The following is a 19,177-nucleotide window of genomic DNA, read 5'->3' as shown; positions in this document are numbered from 1 at the left end:
TTCTACTTGTTTACAGAATCGAAAATAAAAACGAAAAAGGAACGAACATGAAAGCATTTAAACTGCTTTTTGCGCTAGTTATTGGCGCAGCTGTTTGCACACCCAGTTTTGCTAATCAAGGTTATCAAACTCCATCGCCCGCACTGGCTGCTGTGGTTGATGCTAAGCTTGCACCGAGTAGTTATTTATCAAATGATGGCCAGTGGCTGGCGTTATTTGATAGAAAACGCATCGATACCTTACAAGACTTAGCCAAAGAAGAGTTGAAACTTGCGGGTATTAAGCTTAATCCTGCTAATTTTTCGCGCTCACGAGTGCGTAATAAATTCACATCTTTAGTGCTTAAGCATGTTGAAACCGGTTCTGAAATTGTTGTATCTGGTTTGCCAAACGGCATTTTACGCTCACCAAGTTGGTCAAGCGACAGTCAATACTTGGCGTTTGTGGTTGAACAAGCATCGAGTGCTAACTTGTGGGTCTATAATGTAAGTACTAAGCAAGCCCGCCAGTTAAGTGATACACCTCTCAATTCAGTGCTAACGCGCACGCCTTATACTTGGTTGCCAGATAGCAGCGCCATTGTAGCTAATGCAGCGGTTAATATTGGTAAAGCACGTATCAGCAACGACAGCTCGCAGATTGTGCCAGTTATTCAGCAAAGTAGTGGTGAAAAAGCGCCTGCGCGTACTTATCAAAACTTGTTAACTAGCCCATATGATGAAGCACAATTTAAGTTTTTTGCGCAAAGCCAGCTGACTTATATTCCGCTTAGTGGTCAAGGCCAACCAATTGGTCAACCGGGCTTAATCAAATCGTTTTCGGTCTCACCTGATTCAACCAATATTTTGGTTGGCATGATTGATGAGCCTTTTTCTTATCAAGTGCCTTACAGCCGATTTGCTGCGACTTGGCAAATTTGGGGAATGCGTGGCTATACGCTAGCAGAGCTTGCGAAGCAGCCTTTAGCAGATAACATTCCACAAGGTTATGACAGTGTGCGTACTGGTCGCCGCGAATTTCAATGGCGAGCAGATCAAGGCGCTGAAGTCATTTGGGCAGAAGCACAAGACGGCGGTGATATGAAAACTGACGTTCCTCATCACGATTACCTTTATAGCCTAAGAGCACCATTTAAACGTGATGCTAAGTTATTTGCTAAAGTTGAACGCCGTTTTGATTCAATTACTTGGGGCAACGGTAATGTTGCTCTGTTATCTGAATGGCGCTTTAGCGACCGACAAGTTCGCACATTTGTTATTCAACCACGTAATGCAGATAAAAACCGTGTGCTATTTTCCGAACGCAGTTATAACGATGCCTACAAAAACCCAGGTTACCCAATTTATGAAAAAAATGATTTGGGCGCTGATGTATTAAAAGTCGTTGGTGGACGTTATCTTTTCTTACGCGGTAATGGTGCATCTGAAAAGGGCAATATCCCGTTTTTAGACCGTTATGATGTAAAGACCAATACCACAACACGCATTTGGCAATCAGAAGCGCCATATTATGAGCGTGTGCGTGCAATGCTTGATGATAAAGGCGAGCGTTTAATTACGATTCGAGAATCTAAAACTGAGCAACCTAACTTCTTTATTCGTGATTTAGACGATAAAACCCTGACTCAACTTACGACTTTTGAGCACCCTTATCCAGAGTTTAAAGGGGTGACTAAAGAGTTAATTCGATACAAGCGTGATGATGGTGTTGAACTTAGTGGTACGCTTTATTTACCGCCGGGCTATGATTCAACTCAAGGCCCGTTACCGGTTCTAATGTGGGCTTATCCGCTTGAATATAAAGATAAAGCCGTTGCGTCACAAATGCGTGAGTCGCCGTATGAATTTACCTATATCGGTTATTGGGGGCCAATGCCTTATCTGGCAAAAGGTATTGCCGTATTTGACGATCCGAAAATGCCAATTGTGGGTGTTGATGGTAAAGAGCCAAACGACTTATTCCGTAAGCAGCTGGTGGCAAGTGCTAAGGCTGCAGTAGATGTACTTGTTGAAAAAGGGGTGGCAGATAAAGATAACATTGCCATTGCAGGTCACTCTTATGGTGCCTTTATGGTGGCGAATTTATTAGCGCACAGCGACTTATTTAAAACCGGTATTGCCCGCAGTGGTGCATACAACCGCACCCTAACGCCATTTGGTTTCCAAGGTGAAGAACGTGATTTTTGGCAAGCACAAGATGTGTACGCGGCAATGTCACCGTTTTTCCACGCTGAGAAAATCAATGAGCCTATGCTGATGATCCACGGTCAAGAAGATCCAAACTCGGGTACATTCCCAATGCAAAGTGAGCGTATGTATGCTGCATTAAAAGGCTTAGGTAAAGAAGCCCGTTTAGTGATGTTACCTTATGAGGCGCATGGCTATCGCGCTCGTAAGAGCTTGCTGCATGTACTTTGGGAGCAAGAGCAGTGGTTAGATAAATACTTACTAAGTGACGAAAAACCCGCAGAGCCAGTTGCCGCGGAAGGCGTTACTCAGTAATTTGTGAAATGGTTATATTAGGAATCCCCGCCCTTTTAGCGGGGATTTTTATATTGCCTACTTTTATATTTTTATTAAGTGATAAGCGGTTAGTCAATTAATTTAAGCCATTAAAGTGGCAGTTATAATTACAAGGATGCTCATGAATAAGTTTATAATTCTAATATTATTTTTAATATCGTCTTGCTCATTACATGCAAAACAAACCAAAAGTTTAGAATTTTCTAAAGTGCTAGATAAGGAGATCCCTTTAATTCTTGAAAAAAGCAAAGCGCGTGGTATTGCTATATCGATTGTTCAAGGGAATGAGGTGCTTGGTTCATATTCTTATGGCTATGCTGACGCTGAAAATAGAACCCCAATCACACACAAAACTTTATTCAATGTTGGCTCCATTTCTAAAGTGATTACGGCTTGGGGCGCAATGAAACTAGTTGAACAAGGTAAAGTTGAACTTGATAAACCAATTAATGATTATTTAAAAAGCTGGAAAATACCGAATTCTCAGTTTGATGCTAACAAGGTAACTTTACGTAATATTCTCTCTCATACTGCAGGGCTTTCATTAAGTGGGTACAATGGATGGAGCGCTGAAGATCCATTACCTACTCTTGTAGAGTCATTAGAAGGCGATAACACGGGTGATGGAGCCGTTAAAATTATTCATGAACCTGATACTAAATGGTCATATTCAGGTGGTGGTTACACGATAGTTCAGCTGTTAATTGAAGACCTGACTAATCAATCTTTCAGTAATTTTATGACTGAAAACGTTCTTCTACCCCTCGGAATGACAAATTCTTCGTTTGATATCAATAGTATTTCTCCGGCAAACCTGGCTAGTCCTTACGATGAGAATGGCAACAAAACAGCTATGGTGTATTTTACAGAAACTGCTGCCGCTGGCTTTATAACAACTGCAGATGATTTAGCTAAGTTTAATCAGGCAGTGCTAAAAAATGAGCAAGGTAATTATATTGGTTCAAATATTTTATCAAATCAGCTTATTGCAAATATGATTCAAGCTCAGCCTCACACAGAAGGGCGATGGAGTATGAGTTATGTCGTAGACTCTGAGAATAACAGTCTAGGTTTTGCAGGGTTTAATAGAGGCTGGACATCATTAACTCGCTCTGTGACAGATAAAAATATTGGTTACGTAATTTTAAACAATAGTAGCGTTGGTGGAGTGAATAATGAAATTGATCAACTTCTGCTATCTGTAATTAAAGGTAGTTAAACTGAAGCGCATATAGCAAGCATCTTAGCTCTGCGTAATCGGTTTTAGTTGCTCGCTTAACCAATCAATAAACACTCGGGTGCGCCTTGGTAAATGACGTCGATTTGGGTAGACGATATTCATAGGCATGGGCGGCAAATTATAGTCAGGTAAAACTTGGATAAGTTCACCTCGACTAAGCTCGTCGAGAACACCATGACGTGGCACTTGAATAAGACCAAGCCCAGCTAAGCACGCAGCTTTATAGGCATCTGTATTGTTAACTGTAAGTTGTGATTTCATGGTGAGGGTTTGCCAATCGCCTTGTGTATCTTGGTATTCAAAGCCGGGGTCAAGTTGGCCGAGTGTTTGGCAATAGCGAACAATGTAGTGCTCGGCTAAATCGCTAAGTTCTGTAATGTTGCCATAGTTTTTAATATAAGCTGGGCTTACACAGTTAATCATCGGGCAGTGGCCAATTCTTTTCGCAATCAGCGATGAGTCTTCTAAATTACCGACTCGCACTACACAATCAAAGCCTTCTTCAATTAGGTTAACTCGTCTGTCAGAACTACTCAGTTCAATCTCTAACTGCGGGTGTGAAGATAAAAAGCTGTCTAGATTCGGCAGCACTAAGCGCCGACTAATTGGCTGTGGCATATCTACTCTAAGACGCCCTGATAACGCTTCGTCTTTTTTATGAAATAGGGTTTGTAGTTCGTCTATATCAGCAAGCATATCTTTGCAGCGCTGATAAAAAACCGTGCCTTCGTTGGTCAGCGTAACTCGCCTTGTTGTGCGGTTTAAAAGCCGAGCACCTAACGTATCTTCGAGTTGTTTGACTAACTGCGAAACAGATGATTTAGGCATGCTCAGTGCAAGTGCTGCAGCCGAAAAGCTTTTTTGCTCTGCAACCTGAACAAAGGTTTTCATGGCATTTAGTTCATTCATGATTGTTTGTTATTTACGAACAGTTAATTCAATTTTACATGGTTTATCTGAATTTGCAGTGTAAATATACTGGTTGATCACAATTACTTCAAAGCAAAAGGGTCAACACGATGAGCAACAAAATTGCAGTGATCACAGGTGGTAATCGCGGTTTAGGTAAAAATACAGTTTTGAGTTTGGCACGTAAGAACATTGATTGCGTATTTACTTACAGAAGCCATAAAGATGAAGCGCAGCACGTTGTAGAGGAAGTAGCCGCACTAGGGGCAAAAGCCGTCGCCATTCAACTTGATGTGAGCGATATTTTAGGTTTTGCTGAATTTAAACAAACACTTGAAAGTACCTTGGCAACACAATGGCAAACATCTCGATTTGATTATTTAATTAATAACGCAGGCCATGGCAGTGATAGTGCATTTGCTGATACCAGTGAAGCTATGTTTGATAATTTGATGAATGTACATGTAAAAGGTGTGTTTTTCTTAACGCAAACATTGCATGAGATGATCAATGATGGCGGGCGTATTATTAACTTATCTTCTGGGCTGACACGCTTTGCATTATCAGGAAAAGCGGCCTACGCCACCATGAAAGGTGCCGTTGAGGTATTGACCAAATACATGGCAAAAGAACTTGCTGGTCGCAATATTGCCGTGAATGTCGTCGCGCCGGGCGCAATTGCCACTGATTTTGGTGGCGGTGCTGTTCGTGATAATGAGCAGGTTGCGCAATTAGTGAGTTCATTTACAGCTATGGGGCGCGTTGGTCAAGCTAATGATATTGGCCCTATGATTGCGCAATTACTCGGTGATGAAAACCGTTGGGTAACCGGGCAACGCATTGAAGCATCGGGTGGTATGTTTTTATAACCCTGTTAGCAATCGCGTGTTTGTTTGCTTATTTAAGTGAATGTGATTTAATCGCTTTCTCTTTTTAAGCAATAAACATGTGATTGCATTTATGCTCGATTTAGCAGTACTCGCGGTTTTTATTCCGACCTTTTTCTTTGTTTCTATTACACCAGGTATGTGTATGACGCTCGCCATGACGTTAGGAATGAGTGTAGGCGTTAGACGTACGCTGTGGATGATGGTCGGCGAAGTGTTAGGCGTTGCTACGGTAGCCATTGCTGCGGTGATAGGGGTTGCCAGTATTATGCTTAATTACCCTGAGTTATTTGCCTTTTTAAAATACTTAGGTGGTGCGTACTTAATTTACCTAGGGGTTAATATGTGGCGCGCTAAAACCAGCTTTAAACCTAACGATGATACACAGCAACAAATTGGTCGTGGGCAATTGTTTTCGCAGGGTTATATTACTGCCATTGCAAACCCAAAAGGGTGGGCATTTATGATTTCTTTACTCCCTCCGTTTATTAATGTTGATTTAGCGGTTGCTCCTCAGCTTGCGGTATTAGTGAGCATTATTATGCTGAGCGAATTTATCTGTATGTTGATTTACGCAACAGGCGGTAAAAGCTTAAGGCTGTTTTTGGATAAAGGCGATAATGTGAAGTGGTTAAACCGTATTGCTGGCGCGTTAATGATGTGTGTGGGCGTTTGGCTGGCGCTAGGCTAATACTAATTTGGATGATACCCATCCGAATACGGCAAATGGGTATTATCCTTGTAGCGTCTTAATCAACTAACTCAACTTGCTTAGACACATGGTTAAAGCACAGTTTTAACGTATCAATGGCAGTTTTTGTTTTTGCCGCTAAGCTGTCTCTTGCAGGTGTTACGGCATAAACAGTGTAATTTGGCATTGCCCATTCGGGTGCAATTTCAACCAGCTCTTTCGATTTTAATAAATGCCTGACTTCTGGCTCTGGTAGCACGCCATAGCCAACACCATCACACACTAATTTAATTAAGCTTTGCATATTATTTACGGTGATCTTCGCTTTTGGTAATGGCTTGCTTGCCAGCGTCAATGGGTTAAACGCATTACTGTCGGCGTTGCTATGAGCGATACGGGCAAAGTTGCCAAGGTCATCCCAACTTGCTTTATCGAGTTTGCTAATTGCATGGTCTTTATGAGCGCATAGCTTTAACGGCCAAGTAGCTAATTTACGAGCAACGAGGTTAGAGTCAGTTAATGGGCCAATCGCAATCGCTAGGTCAGCACCGCATTTGATCATATCAATTGGCTCATCAGTCAAAATTAACTGAATACGTAAATCATCAAACTCGTTAATTAAGCGATCTAATGGCTCGCTTAATAGGCCACCGCCAAACCCCACTGGCGCAACTAATTTGAGCTCGCCACTGGGCTTATTTTGTAATTGTTGCAATTGCGTACTGGCCTGATCAGCTAGTGCCAGTATTTTTAAACAGCTTTGATAATACAGATGGCCCGCCTCGGTTAACGTGAGTTCGCGTGGGCTGCGGTTAAATAGGCTCAATCCGATTTCTTGTTCTAATTGCTTAATGTGTTGACTGACAGCCGATGTGGTCATCGATAACTCTGCAGCTGCACTGCTCATGTTGCCTGTTTCAACAGTACGAGAAAATACACGTAATGTTTTTATCAGCTTGGAATTCATGGTTCAGGCCTTCTTAATTCAGTTTTAAGAAATCGTAAATTGTGAAAATCGGGACTTCTCATTAGTATGCAAACGCTAATTATTATCATTTATAAACAAAAAGTCACGGAGTATTATTATGACGAGGGTTGTTTCTTCTGTTTTACCACTCACCGCTGCTGTGTTAGCAGGTCTTTCCCATTTTGCATACGCTGATGACAAAAAACAAGACATGGAAGTAATCGTTGTATCAGCTTCTGGTTACGAGCAAATGCTAAAAGAGGCGCCAGCCAGTATCAGTGTTATTGACCGTGAGCAGCTTGAAAAGCGTTTTTACCGTGATCTAACCGATGCAATGACCGATGTTCCCGGTGTGGTTGTCACAGGTGGTGGCGACAGAAAAGATATCAGTCTTCGCGGGATGGCAAGTCAATATACTTTGATTTTAATTGACGGCCAGCGCCAAACCTCACGCGAAACTCGTCCAAACAGTGATGGCCCAGGTGTAGAAGGAGCATGGACTCCACCTATTTCAGCAATTGAGCGTATCGAGGTTATTCGCGGTCCTATGTCTTCACTATATGGCTCAGATGCAATCGGTGGTGTTATCAATATTATTACCCGTAAAACACCAGAAAAATGGTACGGCGAACTGCGTTTAGACAGCACGATTCAAGAATCAAGTGACTCGGGTAATATCAACCAAGGCAGTTTCTTTACTGCGGGTGGCTTAATTCCTGAGTTATTAGGTATGCAGTTATCAGGTCAGTTTTCAAAGCGTGACGAAGACGATTTTGAAGCTGGTTTTCGTGGTAAAGAGCAAAGCAATATAAAAGCTAAGTTTATCTTAACGCCCTCTGATAGCCATGAAATTATGCTTGAAGTAGGCTCTGCAAAACAAAAACTCGACGAAACATTAGGCAAAACAGTTGCTCCTTTAGCTGAAGGTGAAAGCTGTGGCCGTAATGGTTGCCCAGAGTCATCCACTACAGAGTATGACCAAGAAAGCTACTCACTAAGTCATAATGGTTTTTATGATTTTGGTTCATCACGCAGTTACTTAAAGTACGATAAATTCGATAATACCTCTCGTGAAATGTACGTCGAAAATACTGATGCGCAAACAAGCTGGACTTTACCTTTTACCAATCATAATGCTGCATTTGGGGCGTCATATTTAAAAGAAGAGCTGGACGATTACACCAGTAACCGCATTAGTGACTTAACGCATGTTGAGAACGAGCAGTGGTCAGTATTTGCAGAAGATGAGTGGGCAGCAACCAAGCAATTTAAACTCACTACCGGTCTTCGTTATGACCATGATGGCAATTTTTCAGGCCATTTCAGCCCGCGTTTATATGGTGTGTATACAGCAACTAAGTCGTTGACGGTGAAAGGCGGTATCTCAACAGGCTTTAGAGCGCCGAATATTCGTCAATCTACCGCAGCGTGGGGGCAAGTGAGCCGAGGTGGTAATATTTACGGTAACCCAGATTTAAGCCCTGAAAAATCAGTAAACTACGAAATGGGTATCTACTATGATGCTAACCGTGATTTATCACTTTCAAGTACGGTTTTTTACAACGAATTTGAAGATAAAATTACCCGTATTTCGTGCCCACTCACCCAGTGTACTGATGGGCCAAACCAGTTCGGTTCGATGCCAACGACCTATGTCAATGTAGATGAAGCCGTTACACAAGGCTTTGAGTTATCAGTATCTTACGACATTACCAGTGAGCTTGATGTCAGTGCCAACTATACCTACACCGACTCTGAGCAAAAAACCGGTGAATACAAAGGCAGCCCACTTAATCAATTACCTAAGCATATTTTACAAACTTCACTTAATTGGCGCCCGGTTGATAAGCTAGGTACCTGGCTGCGTGTTCATTACCGCGGCGAAGAAAGCCAGCCGACAACAGGCCCGTCGCAAGACAGCTTAATTGCGCCAGATTACACCTTGGCTGATATTGGTGGTAACTACGATTTAAGCCGCAGCATTAAGTTAGGATTTGGTGTTTATAATCTGTTTGATAAAGAAATCACTGAAGATGAATACGGATATGTTGAAGATGGTCGACGTTATTGGGTTTCTCTAGGCTTTAACTTTTAAATAATTATTAAGTTATTCGTATTTGCAGGTTTAACCACTAAGTTAATTGGTGGTTAAACCTTATTTTAGTAAAACTTAGGTTGTTATCTCAACGATAGCGCCGTAGTGCTGAATGACTTGCCCTGCAATATAATTTCCTTGTTTTGCGCATTTTTCAATAGCCTGATCCTGCAGCCAAGCCGACAAAAAACCAGCATTAAATGCATCTCCTGCCGCTGTTGTATCAATGACTTTATTAATTTTATTGGTAGGATAATGCGTTGCATTTTGCTGCTCTAAAGTACTGTATTGGCAACCATTTCCACCATCTTTAATTACAAGTTCTTTAACGCCTAATTCATGAAGCCACACTTTACAAGCTGAAATATCTTTGCAACTCCAAATCATTGCTTCATCATCAAACGTTACCAAAGCCAGGTCGGCTAATTGCGCCATCCGCTTATTAATATCCTGACAGTATTGCATCGAATGCCATAACGAAGGCCTGTGATTGCTATCATAAATAATTTTTACACCTGCGCGTTTTAAGTTTGTCAGCTCGTTAAGTAATGCATAGCAATCATCTGGGGGCAAAATTGCCAAACTAATGCCTGATAAATAAATAGCATCAAACTCAGTTAATTTATTGATGATATTATAAAATTTGGGCTGCTGAACAAGGTGCTTTGCTGCAGAATTATTGCGCCAATATTGAAAAGAACGCTCGCCATGTTGGTCTGTATGAATCATATAAAGGCCAGCGTGTCTTTGCTTATCTTTGAGAACAAAGTCGCAATTTATTTGATAATCCTGCCAACGAGCTATCATAGCTTGGCTTAATGCATCTTCACCCATGGCAGTTATATAACAGACATCGACTTTTTCGCCCGCTAATTTCTTTAGGTAAATTGCGGTATTCATGGTGTCACCACCAAAGTTTTGTTGCATGGCTGTGAACAGCTCGCCAGACAATTCCACCATACACTCTCCAATAATGGCGACTTTTTTAGCCTGCATTACAGAGTGACTCCTTTTTTCCAAATGGCGACTTCACGAATATCATTAACTTCGTTACAAGTTGGCTTACCATTTACTATCTCAACTAATAAATCGACAAATTCCTGATGCACTTCAGGCATGCTTTTACCGCCGACTAGCACACCGGCATCGAAGTCTATCCAGCGCGTTTTCTTATTTGCCAGCTCTGAGTTCGTAGCAATTTTTAAAGTCGGCACAAAGCCACCATAAGGCGTACCTCGACCGGTTGTGAATAGCACAATATGACAGCCTGCAGCGGCAAGTGCGCTGGTGGCAATGGGATCATTACCCGGTGCATTAAGTAAATTTAAACCAGCGACACTTAAGCGTTCACCATACTCAAGCACAGCCTGTACTTTGCTTGTGCCAGCCTTTTGTGTACAACCCAACGACTTATCTTCTAATGTACTAATTCCGCCTTTTTTATTGCCAGGAGAAGGGTTTTCGTAAATAGGTTGATTGTGTGCTTTGTAATAACCTTTAAAGTTATTAACCATGCTGACAAGTTGATTAAAGGTTTCTTCATCTTTACAGCGAGACATGAGTAATGTCTCTGCACCAAACATCTCGGGGACTTCCGTTAGGACTGTCGTGCCTCCTTGAGCAATTAAGTAATCAGAGAAGTAGCCAAGCATGGGGTTGGCTGTGATCCCAGATAGGCCATCACTGCCTCCACACTCAAGGCCAAATTTTACTTCACTGAGCTTGCCGGTTTCTCGCTTATCGTGTTTAACGACGTTGTAGATTTGTTCAAGCAGAGCTACGCCATCTTCAACTTCATCATCAGAGTGCTGTGAAATTAAAAACTTAATTCGTGATTCGTCTATTTCACCTAAACCCGCTTTAAACGCTGCTAATTGGTTATTTTCGCAACCTAGACCAACGATTAACGCGCCACCGGCATTAGGGTGTAAGGCCATATCTTGCAATAAAACTTTTGTGGTTGCTAAATCATCGCCTAACTGAGAGCAGCCAAATTGATGTGGAAATATGTGTACGCCATCAATTTCAAGTTCAGCATGGTTACGTAAAAACTCATCTTTCATTTGTTTGATCATGCCATTCACGCAGCCAACGGTGGGGATCAACCATATCTCGTTACGAATACCAATCTCACCATTGGCACGACGATAAATATTAACCTCAGGTGATGGCTCCTCGGGGGCTTGTGCAACGAACTCTGGCTGATATTGGTATGTTAATTCATCATGCAACGTTGTTTTGATGCAATGTGTGTGTACCCATGCGCCAGGATTAATATCTTCAAGTGCAAAACCAATTGGGGCGCCATATTTAATGACTCGCTCACCCTTAGCAATCGGCTTAAGCGCAACTTTATGACCCTTATCTATATCTTCTAACGTTGTAAAAGAAAAGCCTTCAAATTCGATTCTTTCATTTGCATTGATTGGCTGTAAGGCAATGGCCACATCATCAGTATTATGAAGTCGTAATAGTCTGCTCATGCTTATGACTCCAATAAGTTAACAAGCGTTTGTTCAACTGAGCTTGATAGCATTAGATTTAGTTGCTCAGTCACTTTATCTGTAAGGCCTGCAATTTCATTTAAGTCTTTATCCCAATGCCACTTAGCAGCTAACACAGAGCTTACTAGCTCATTGGTTGTTATTGATCCTTGCTGATGTTGTTGCCATTGCTCGTTGAATAAAGCCAACCACTTTGGATTGTCGGCTAATTCAATTTTGTCGTCATTTCGCTCGCCACGATAAAACAATATTTGCCCAGCTAAAGCTGTTGCGATGAGTAGTGGTACAGTTTCGTTGTCGCTAATATATTGCTCTAATTGAGGTAACAGGCGTGTTTTGAATTTAGTCATGCTATTTAATGAAATAGACATCAGTAGGTGACATATATAAGGGTTTCTAAAGCGGTTTAAAACGTCATTAGCGAAAACCTGTAACTCTTCTTTAGGCAAGGATAGAGTAGGGATGATTTCATCAAATATCAGTTTAGTAACATATTTTTCAAGAAGAGGTGAAGCGAGAGCCTCGCCAACTGAATCAATATTTGCCATATAGGCAAGTGGAACCATAGCGGTATGCGCACCGTTCAAAATAGCCACTTTACGCTGCTTATAAGGCGCAATATCGTCAACAACCTTAATGTTTAAGTCACTGCCTTTAAGGTGTAATACATCAGCTAAATGCTGTGGTCCTTGGATCACAAATAAATGAAAGTATTCTGCTGTTACCATGAAGTTGTCGTAATAACCGCATTGTTGCTGTAAAGCTTGATGTTCATCGCGCGGAAAGCCCGTCACAATACGGTCAACGAGAGATGAACAAAAATGATTGTGCTCGTTAAGCCAGTTCACAAACTCGCTTGGTAAATCCCATAACTGACTGTACTGCAATACAATATCTTTAAGCTTTTCGCCATTATAATCAATAAGTTCACAAGGAATTATGATCATGCCACTACTACTTGCACCATTGAAGTGCTTGAAGCGGTGAAATAACCATTGTGTTAGTTTTGCTGGAAATGCTTTTGCAGGTGTATCAGATAACTTGTCCTCGGGAATGTATTCAATGCCGGCTTCTGTCGTATTCGAAAAAATGACTTTAAGGTCGCTGTTCTCAGCAAGCTTTAAATAGTTATCAAACTCTTTGTAAACAGGGATTTCTTCGTTAACGCAACTGATAATACGCTGCTCAGAAACAGCTTTGTTTTGCTCATTGATACCACGAATAATACAGGTATATAAGCCATCCTGTGTATTAAGAAGCGGCAGCGAGTCGTAGTCGATGGGTCTGATGATAGCAACACCGGCATTTAAACCTGTTTGTTCGTTAAGCTTATCTATTTGCCAATCGACAAATGCACGTAAAAAATTGCCTTCTCCAAACTGCATTATACTCGTTGGATATTTGTTTTTATTAAAGTTTTTACGATTTAAAGTTTGCATTTTTGTGCCCGCTCTTAGCATTGTTACAGTGTATTGCAGAACATAGTAGTTAATTTTGCCACCGGTGGCAAATAAGATTTGACAATTTGCTACCGGTAGTCAAAACTGGCCTTTAACAAATAAGTAATACAATTAACGTTTGTTTATAGCTTTCCATTTAAAACTCACAAAATTTTTTAAATGGATACGCAGGTCATAGCTTGGATTGCCGTGTACCTTAATGAAATATAAAGGATTATATAAGACAACATGAACACACAACTGAACACACAAAGAAGACACAACAATGCATAAAATTCTTCTGAGCACGCTATTTCTCTGCTGCTGTTTACTTTTTATCAGTGCTTGCAGTGACGACAACAAGGTTATTCGCCTAACAATGGCGCATACATTAGATACCCGTCATGTTACCCATCAAGCCATGGAGTATATGGCAGAGCGTTTAGCTTATTACTCTGATAATCAAATGGAAATTGTGATTTATCCCGCAGCACAATTAGGCACGGAAAGAGAGTTAATAGAGCTATTACAAATCGGTAGTTTGTCGATGACAAAAGTATCGTCAAGCCCACTTGAAGGCTTTGTGCCTCAAATGAAAGTATTTGGAGTGCCTTATTTATTTAACGATAGTGAGCACTTTTGGAAAGTACTCAATAGTCAGCTTGGGCAAAAATTGCTTGATGACCTAGCTGTAGCTCGCCTTAAAGGGCTTGGCTATTATGATGCGGGTAGTCGCAGCTTTTACACAACAGATGCAGCTATTAGAACGCCCGATGACTTAATTGGTAGCAAAATTAGAGTTGTAACTAGCCCAATGGCTATTGCTACTGTGCAGTCTTTAGGTGGCGCTGCCACTCCCATTGCGTGGGGTGAACTTTATTCTGCGCTGCAACAAGGTGTTGTCGATGGTGCAGAAAATAACCCGCCTAGCTATTACCTATCTCGTCATTATGAAATTGCGAAGTACTACACCCTAGATGAACACACTTTTGTGCCTGACATCGTAGTTGCTAGTCAAAAGGTTTGGCAGCAATTAACGACTCAGCAGCAACACTGGCTGAAGTTGGCAATGCAAGATTCTGTTACCTATCAACGTAGTTTGTGGCAATCAGCATCTGATCAGGCATTACAGGCCGTTGTTGATGCGGGTGTTGAGGTTATTTACCCAGATAAACAAGTGTTTCAAGAGAAAGTAGCCCCTTTTCATGCCTCATTTAAAGGCACGCCTATCGCCGCACAAATTGCGGCAATAAAAGCGATGCAGGAGGCGTTATGAAAGAGTTTAATGCGAAAATAAATCAGCTCATTGAATGGGTATTAATTGTTGCGATGTTTGCCATTGTTGCAGTCGTTAGTTGGCAGGTGTTCTCACGCTTTATTTTGCGGTCCCCTAACTCTTACACTGAAGAACTTGCTCGTTTTTTACTTATGTGGATTGGCGTTTTAGGTGCTTCGTATGCCTATCGTACCCGAGCACACTTAGGGCTTGATCTTTTCTATCAAAAGATGATTCCAACGATACGTCGTAAGTGTTCATTTTTAATTGAGTTTTCAGTACTGATTACCGCGCTCAGCCTATTAGTTTATGGAGGCGGTATGTTGATGAACTTAAGCTTTGCATTAGATCAACGTTCAGCTGCTCTTGGGATCAATATGGGGTTTATTTACGCTGCTTTGCCAATTAGTGGCGTACTCATCACATTCAATTGCATTGAAAATATCATTTATTTTTTTAGACAAACACAGGAGCAAGAATAATGGAAATGACAGCCATCTTGTTGCTTGTTTGTTTTTTCACACTGCTGCTAATCAATGTGCCGATATCGATTAGTATTGCTCTGTCGACGTTGTTAGCACTGGTTTTACACATGGATTTTACCCCAGCGGCAACGACAATTGCGCAGCAAATGATAGGGGGAATAGACAGCTTTGCACTACTGGCCATTCCGTTTTTTATTTTATCGGGTCTGATCATGGGGCAGGGGGGCATAGCTAGGCGTTTAATTGAATCTGCTATGGCTATGGTCGGTTTTTTACCGGGCGGATTAGCGCTGGTCAATGTGATGTCTTGTATGATGTTTGGCGCAATTTCTGGTTCTGCAGTGGCGGCCACATCGGCGATAGGCAGCTTTATGGTGCCAGAAATGAAAAAGCACGGTTATAGTGAAAATTTCGCCGCCGCAGTTACGGCCAGCGCAGCAACCACGGGTATGCTAATACCGCCAAGTAACATCTTAATTATTTATGCTATAGCAAGTGGCGGAGTGTCGATCGCGGCACTGTTTGTTGCTGGGTATTTACCAGGTATTTTACTGGGATTAACACTGATGTTGGTTTGTGCCATCTATTCTTTAAAAAACAACTACCCAGTAGCAGCACGTTTACCACTTGCTTTGGTTTTAGAAAAAGTGATTGCAGCCATCCCTAGTTTGCTACTCATCATAATCGTTATTGGCGGTATCATAGGAGGTGTATTCACAGCCACAGAAGCAGGGGCTGTCGCTGTATTATATGCACTGGTTTTAGCTGTTTTTGTGTATAAAGAATTATCGCTAGATGAGTTACCTAAACTACTGCTAAAAGCTTGTGAAACAACGGCAATCGTGATGCTTATTATTGCCGCTTCTAGTGCGATGTCGTGGGTTTTATCTTATTCACACATTCCGCAAATAGTGAGTCAATTTTTCTTAACCTTAAGTGATAACCCATTACTGATTTTGTTATTAATCAATCTCATTTTGATATTAGTGGGTGCCTTTATCGATATGACACCTGCAGTGCTTATATTTACTCCGATCTTTTTGCCCGTTGCAGCACAGTTTGGCATGTCACCAGTGCAATTTGGGGTAATGATAGTGCTTAATTTATCAATCGGTTTGGTATCGCCGCCGGTTGGTAGTGTATTGTTTGTCAGCTGCGCAGTAGCAAAAACTTCGCTTCATAAAATCATTAAGCCAATGCTACCTTTGTATTGTGTGATGTTTATGGTGCTTATGTTGGTGACCTATTTACCTGCCATAAGTGAGTTTTTACCTCGCTTACTAGGGTTGATTGATTAATAAAAACAATTGCTTTGCTAGAGTTAACAGCTTTTATGGATAAAAGCTTGGTGCTACTATAGCTAAGTTAGTTATTTCGGGATCTTCTATGTCAGTGACAATTAATGATATTGCCCGCTTATCGGGGGTATCAAAACGTACCGTTTCTCGTGTAATAAATAGCTCACCTGCGGTAGGTGAAGCAACACGTGAAAAAGTGCTTGAGATAATAAAGCAAACAGGCTTCTCGCCAGATAAGCAAGCCAGGGGTTTAGCCTCAAGCCGTTCGTATTTGTTAGGGCTAATTTATGATAACCCTGATGCACTCTATATTGATGAAGTGCAACGAGGTGCATTGAGTGTCTGTGCTGAATTAGGCTACGAGTTAGTAGTACACCCAGGTTCTGCAAAACGCGAAGATTTTGTTGATGACTGCTTACGTTTTATCGCTCGTTCAAAATTAGATGGCGTCATTATCTTGCCTCCGGTATCAGAAAACAAAGAGCTCGCTGCAGCTTTAAGAGATGTTGATTGTCCATACGTAAGGCTTGCATCAGTTGATTTGGATGACGCTGATAATATTGTTGTATCTGACGAGCGTGCAGCAATGCGTGATATGGCAGACCATTTAGTCGAATTAGGCCATCAGGACATTGGCTTTATTTCTGGCCCACAAAATTATCGTTCATCAATAGAGCGTTTAGCTGGCTTTTTAGCTGAATTGCAGGTTTATGATGTAAATTTACCCTCAGAATATATTGTTGAAGGCAAAAATAGTTACGACAGTGGTTTAGAGTGCGCTAGGGAGTTGTTAAGCAAACAACCTAGGCCAACAGCAATCGTTGCTAATAATGATGAGATGGCTGCAGCTGTGCTCCGTGTGGCTAACAACCAAGGTATTAAAGTGCCGGAACAGTTATCGGTCGCGGGGTTCGATGACAATATTCTTGCATCTCGGATCATTCCATCGCTGACAACAATACGCCGACCTGTATTTAATATGGCATGCTTAGCCGTACAAAAGTTGATTAATCGCTCTCGTGGTAATCAAGACAAACTACCTATGCCAAAAACAGTAACGCCACATTTGGTGACACGCGAATCAACATCTCGAGTTCCTGAATAAGCACGACATTATGTCAATAATGCCGTGCTAGATTTTTATAAGTTATACGCCTTTTTAACCAACCCATAAGTCAGTTGATAAGCAAGCTGGTGGGCTGTTTCAATCGTTATTTGATGATTTGTAACAAGCTCTGCTAAGTAGCGGCAATCAACTCGACGTGCTACATCATGCCTTGCTGGAATCGATAGAAAAGCTCGCGTGTCATCATTAAAACCGACGGTATTATAGAAACCTGCGGTTTCAGTTGTTTGCTGACGAAAACGCAGCATACCTGCAGGGCTATCATGAAACCACCATGCCGGACCTAGTTTTAAACTAGGGTAATGACCAGCAAGCGGTGCCAGCTCACGACTGTAAGTCGTTTCATCTAGGGTAAATAAAATGATTTTTAACTTTGGATGATTACCATATTTATTTAAAAGAGGCTTAAGCGCATTAACATACTCGGTTTGGCTTGGAATATCTGCGCCTTTATCACGTCCAAATTGATTGAAAATTGGCTGGTTATGATTACGATGTGCACCAGGATGAATTTGCATCACAAGGCCATCTTCAATACTCATACCTGCCAGCTCCGTTAGCATTTGGCCACGAAATAGTTCTTGCTCTTGTTCTGTTGCGTTACCTGTGCGGCATTTTTTAAATAATGCTTCACATTCAGATAGTGATAAATCAGCAGTAATCGCACTTGGGTGACCATGGTCGGTTGCAGTTGCTCGACCTTCCTTTTTAAAGTAAGCGCGACGAATGCGAACTGCTTCTAAATAACCTTGCCAAGTACTGGTATCTTGATCTGTTAACTCACCAAGCTTAGCGAGATTGTCAGTAAAGTCTTCTCGGCTCGCATCCACAACATCATCAGGCCTAAATGTGGTTATAACTCGTTTGGCCATAGCTGTATCAGCCATTTCTTTATGGTGTTCAAGTGAATCTAATGCACCTTCAGTAGTTGCTATGAGCTCAATGTTAAAGCGGTCCATTAATGCTTGCGGTTTATAAGCATCTGTTGCAAGTTCAGCGGTGATTTTATCGTAGTATTGTTGTGCGTTTTCAGAGTTAAGTTTTTCTTTAAAACCAAATACATCACAAAAAACGGCATCTAACCAGTAGCCACTTGGGGTACCTGCAAATAGGTAATAGTTATCCGCAAAAATCTGCCAAGCTTTTTTTGGATCTGCATTTTTTGATCGTGTTAAATCGCCATCGATACCATGCTCAGGAATACCAAGCTCGGTTAAATCAATACCTTGACTGTAAAGCATTCTAAATACATAGTGATCTGGTTTTATAAAGAGTTCAGTGGCGTTACCAAAGTTAGGGTTTTTATTAAACCACTTTGGGTCTGTATGGCCATGTGGGCTGACTATTGGAAGATCTTTTATTTCTTCATAAAGTTCTCGGGCAACACTAACAATTGCCGGGTCACTCGAGAATAGCCTATCAGGGTGAAGTGAAAGCGGCTGTGATTTAATTGACATAAGGTTCCTCAAAATCTTGCGTTGCCAGCTGTGGCAAAATTTAAATATGTAATGACTAAACTTAATTAGCAGTGAGTAACTTAGGCACGTTAGTTGTTTTTTAATGGCCTAAGGCTGTTATTTATGCAATCAACTTTAGCAAACATTGCCACCGGTGGCAATGTTGTTACGCGTAGATAAATCTAGTCTATCTAAAATGAAAAAAGCACTGACCCTAAGGGTACAGTGCTTTATTTTCTAACTTGATGGGGAAATCAAATAAACCTTCCTTGGTTTTGCTA

At 41.4% G+C, this 19,177-nt stretch carries 15 protein-coding genes; 9 read left to right on the top strand and 6 right to left on the bottom strand.

Annotated elements, in window-relative coordinates; all coding sequences use genetic code 11:
* The first annotated feature begins 47 nt into the window (after positions 1-47).
* Positions 48-2,501: a S9 family peptidase gene (locus AOG26_RS10920; protein WP_054562510.1), complete on the top strand. Its 2,454-nt coding sequence runs from the start codon at positions 48-50 to the stop codon at positions 2,499-2,501.
* A 142-nt stretch (positions 2,502-2,643) separates the two neighbouring features.
* A complete protein-coding gene (locus tag AOG26_RS10915) occupies positions 2,644-3,741 on the top strand; it encodes a serine hydrolase domain-containing protein (protein WP_235575484.1) in 1,098 nt (365 codons plus the stop codon).
* A 24-nt stretch (positions 3,742-3,765) separates the two neighbouring features.
* Here AOG26_RS10915 and AOG26_RS10910 read toward each other — a convergent pair whose 3' ends face one another.
* A complete protein-coding gene (locus AOG26_RS10910; RefSeq protein ID WP_082401606.1) occupies positions 3,766-4,671 on the bottom strand; it encodes a LysR family transcriptional regulator in 906 nt (301 codons plus the stop codon).
* 110 nt (positions 4,672-4,781) lie between these two features.
* On the opposite strand from AOG26_RS10910, the gene AOG26_RS10905 reads away from it, so the two are divergent.
* Both AOG26_RS10905 and AOG26_RS10900 read left to right on the top strand, forming a co-directional pair.
* Positions 4,782-5,540: an SDR family NAD(P)-dependent oxidoreductase gene (locus AOG26_RS10905; RefSeq protein ID WP_054562507.1), complete on the top strand. Its 759-nt coding sequence runs from the start codon at positions 4,782-4,784 to the stop codon at positions 5,538-5,540.
* Between the two features lie 91 nt (positions 5,541-5,631).
* Entirely contained in the window at positions 5,632-6,249 is a 618-nt protein-coding gene (locus tag AOG26_RS10900) for a LysE family translocator (protein WP_054562642.1), read from the top strand.
* Between the two features lie 58 nt (positions 6,250-6,307).
* Here the strand turns inward: AOG26_RS10900 and AOG26_RS10895 are convergent, their stop codons facing one another.
* The gene (locus AOG26_RS10895; protein WP_054562506.1) at positions 6,308-7,216 is read right to left on the bottom strand and encodes a LysR family transcriptional regulator; all 909 of its coding nucleotides are present in this window, start codon (positions 7,214-7,216) and stop codon (positions 6,308-6,310) included.
* A gap of 118 nt (positions 7,217-7,334) precedes the next feature.
* Between AOG26_RS10895 and AOG26_RS10890 the strand changes: the two genes are divergently transcribed.
* On the top strand, positions 7,335-9,311 hold the full coding sequence (locus tag AOG26_RS10890; protein ID WP_054562505.1) for a ligand-gated channel protein: 1,977 nt from the start codon (positions 7,335-7,337) through the stop codon (positions 9,309-9,311).
* Positions 9,312-9,386: 75 nt separating this feature from the next.
* Here the strand turns inward: AOG26_RS10890 and AOG26_RS10885 are convergent, their stop codons facing one another.
* The 3 genes from AOG26_RS10885 to AOG26_RS10875 are packed head-to-tail and all read right to left on the bottom strand — an operon-like array spanning position 9,387 to position 13,254.
* On the bottom strand, positions 9,387-10,307 hold the full coding sequence (locus tag AOG26_RS10885; protein ID WP_054562504.1) for a sugar kinase: 921 nt from the start codon (positions 10,305-10,307) through the stop codon (positions 9,387-9,389).
* Positions 10,307-11,794: a UxaA family hydrolase gene (locus tag AOG26_RS10880; protein ID WP_054562503.1), complete on the bottom strand. Its 1,488-nt coding sequence runs from the start codon at positions 11,792-11,794 to the stop codon at positions 10,307-10,309. The genes AOG26_RS10885 and AOG26_RS10880 overlap by 1 nt, the downstream gene beginning before the upstream one ends.
* Positions 11,795-11,796: 2 nt before the next feature.
* Entirely contained in the window at positions 11,797-13,254 is a 1,458-nt protein-coding gene (locus AOG26_RS10875) for a tagaturonate reductase (protein ID WP_054562502.1), read from the bottom strand.
* A 286-nt stretch (positions 13,255-13,540) separates the two neighbouring features.
* Here AOG26_RS10875 and AOG26_RS10870 point away from each other — a divergent pair, with 286 nt between their 5' ends.
* The 4 genes from AOG26_RS10870 to AOG26_RS10855 all read left to right on the top strand — a co-directional run bounded on the left by AOG26_RS10870 (position 13,541) and on the right by AOG26_RS10855 (position 17,418).
* Complete coding sequence (locus AOG26_RS10870) at positions 13,541-14,530, top strand: TRAP transporter substrate-binding protein (RefSeq protein ID WP_054562501.1); 990 nt, start codon at positions 13,541-13,543, stop codon at positions 14,528-14,530.
* On the top strand, positions 14,527-15,012 hold the full coding sequence (locus AOG26_RS10865) for a TRAP transporter small permease (RefSeq protein WP_054562500.1): 486 nt from the start codon (positions 14,527-14,529) through the stop codon (positions 15,010-15,012). The genes AOG26_RS10870 and AOG26_RS10865 overlap by 4 nt, the downstream gene beginning before the upstream one ends.
* Complete coding sequence (locus AOG26_RS10860) at positions 15,012-16,313, top strand: TRAP transporter large permease (protein ID WP_054562499.1); 1,302 nt, start codon at positions 15,012-15,014, stop codon at positions 16,311-16,313. Before AOG26_RS10865 ends, AOG26_RS10860 begins: the two co-directional genes overlap by 1 nt.
* An 88-nt stretch (positions 16,314-16,401) precedes the next feature.
* The gene (locus tag AOG26_RS10855) at positions 16,402-17,418 is read left to right on the top strand and encodes a LacI family DNA-binding transcriptional regulator (protein WP_054562498.1); all 1,017 of its coding nucleotides are present in this window, start codon (positions 16,402-16,404) and stop codon (positions 17,416-17,418) included.
* Between the two features lie 35 nt (positions 17,419-17,453).
* Here AOG26_RS10855 and uxaC read toward each other — a convergent pair whose 3' ends face one another.
* Positions 17,454-18,896 carry a glucuronate isomerase gene (gene uxaC / locus AOG26_RS10850; protein ID WP_054562497.1) on the bottom strand — a complete coding sequence of 481 codons (1,443 nt, stop codon included), beginning with the start codon at positions 18,894-18,896 and terminating at the stop codon, positions 17,454-17,456.
* Positions 18,897-19,177: the final 281 nt, after the last annotated feature.

The sequence above is a fragment of the Pseudoalteromonas sp. UCD-33C genome (assembly GCF_001306895.1).
In the GTDB taxonomy this organism is placed as follows: Bacteria; Pseudomonadota; Gammaproteobacteria; order Enterobacterales; family Alteromonadaceae; genus Pseudoalteromonas.
The sequence above is the reverse complement of the archived record's forward strand: the minus strand, read 5'-3'. Positions and strand labels throughout refer to the sequence as shown.

Bases quoted from the DNA above. Each gene is read 5' to 3' on its own strand.
- AOG26_RS10920 (WP_054562510.1), top strand. From the start codon at position 48: ATGAAAGCATTTAAACTGCTTTTTGCGCTAGTTATTGGCGCAGCTGTT.
- AOG26_RS10915 (WP_235575484.1), top strand. From the start codon at position 2,644: ATGAATAAGTTTATAATTCTAATATTATTTTTAATATCGTCTTGCTCA.
- AOG26_RS10910 (WP_082401606.1), bottom strand. From the start codon at position 4,671: ATGAATGAACTAAATGCCATGAAAACCTTTGTTCAGGTTGCAGAGCAA.
- AOG26_RS10905 (WP_054562507.1), top strand. From the start codon at position 4,782: ATGAGCAACAAAATTGCAGTGATCACAGGTGGTAATCGCGGTTTAGGT.
- AOG26_RS10900 (WP_054562642.1), top strand. From the start codon at position 5,632: ATGCTCGATTTAGCAGTACTCGCGGTTTTTATTCCGACCTTTTTCTTT.
- AOG26_RS10895 (WP_054562506.1), bottom strand. From the start codon at position 7,216: ATGAATTCCAAGCTGATAAAAACATTACGTGTATTTTCTCGTACTGTT.
- AOG26_RS10890 (WP_054562505.1), top strand. From the start codon at position 7,335: ATGACGAGGGTTGTTTCTTCTGTTTTACCACTCACCGCTGCTGTGTTA.
- AOG26_RS10885 (WP_054562504.1), bottom strand. From the start codon at position 10,307: ATGCAGGCTAAAAAAGTCGCCATTATTGGAGAGTGTATGGTGGAATTG.
- AOG26_RS10880 (WP_054562503.1), bottom strand. From the start codon at position 11,794: ATGAGCAGACTATTACGACTTCATAATACTGATGATGTGGCCATTGCC.
- AOG26_RS10875 (WP_054562502.1), bottom strand. From the start codon at position 13,254: ATGCAAACTTTAAATCGTAAAAACTTTAATAAAAACAAATATCCAACG.
- AOG26_RS10870 (WP_054562501.1), top strand. From the start codon at position 13,541: ATGCATAAAATTCTTCTGAGCACGCTATTTCTCTGCTGCTGTTTACTT.
- AOG26_RS10865 (WP_054562500.1), top strand. From the start codon at position 14,527: ATGAAAGAGTTTAATGCGAAAATAAATCAGCTCATTGAATGGGTATTA.
- AOG26_RS10860 (WP_054562499.1), top strand. From the start codon at position 15,012: ATGGAAATGACAGCCATCTTGTTGCTTGTTTGTTTTTTCACACTGCTG.
- AOG26_RS10855 (WP_054562498.1), top strand. From the start codon at position 16,402: ATGTCAGTGACAATTAATGATATTGCCCGCTTATCGGGGGTATCAAAA.
- uxaC (WP_054562497.1), bottom strand. From the start codon at position 18,896: ATGTCAATTAAATCACAGCCGCTTTCACTTCACCCTGATAGGCTATTC.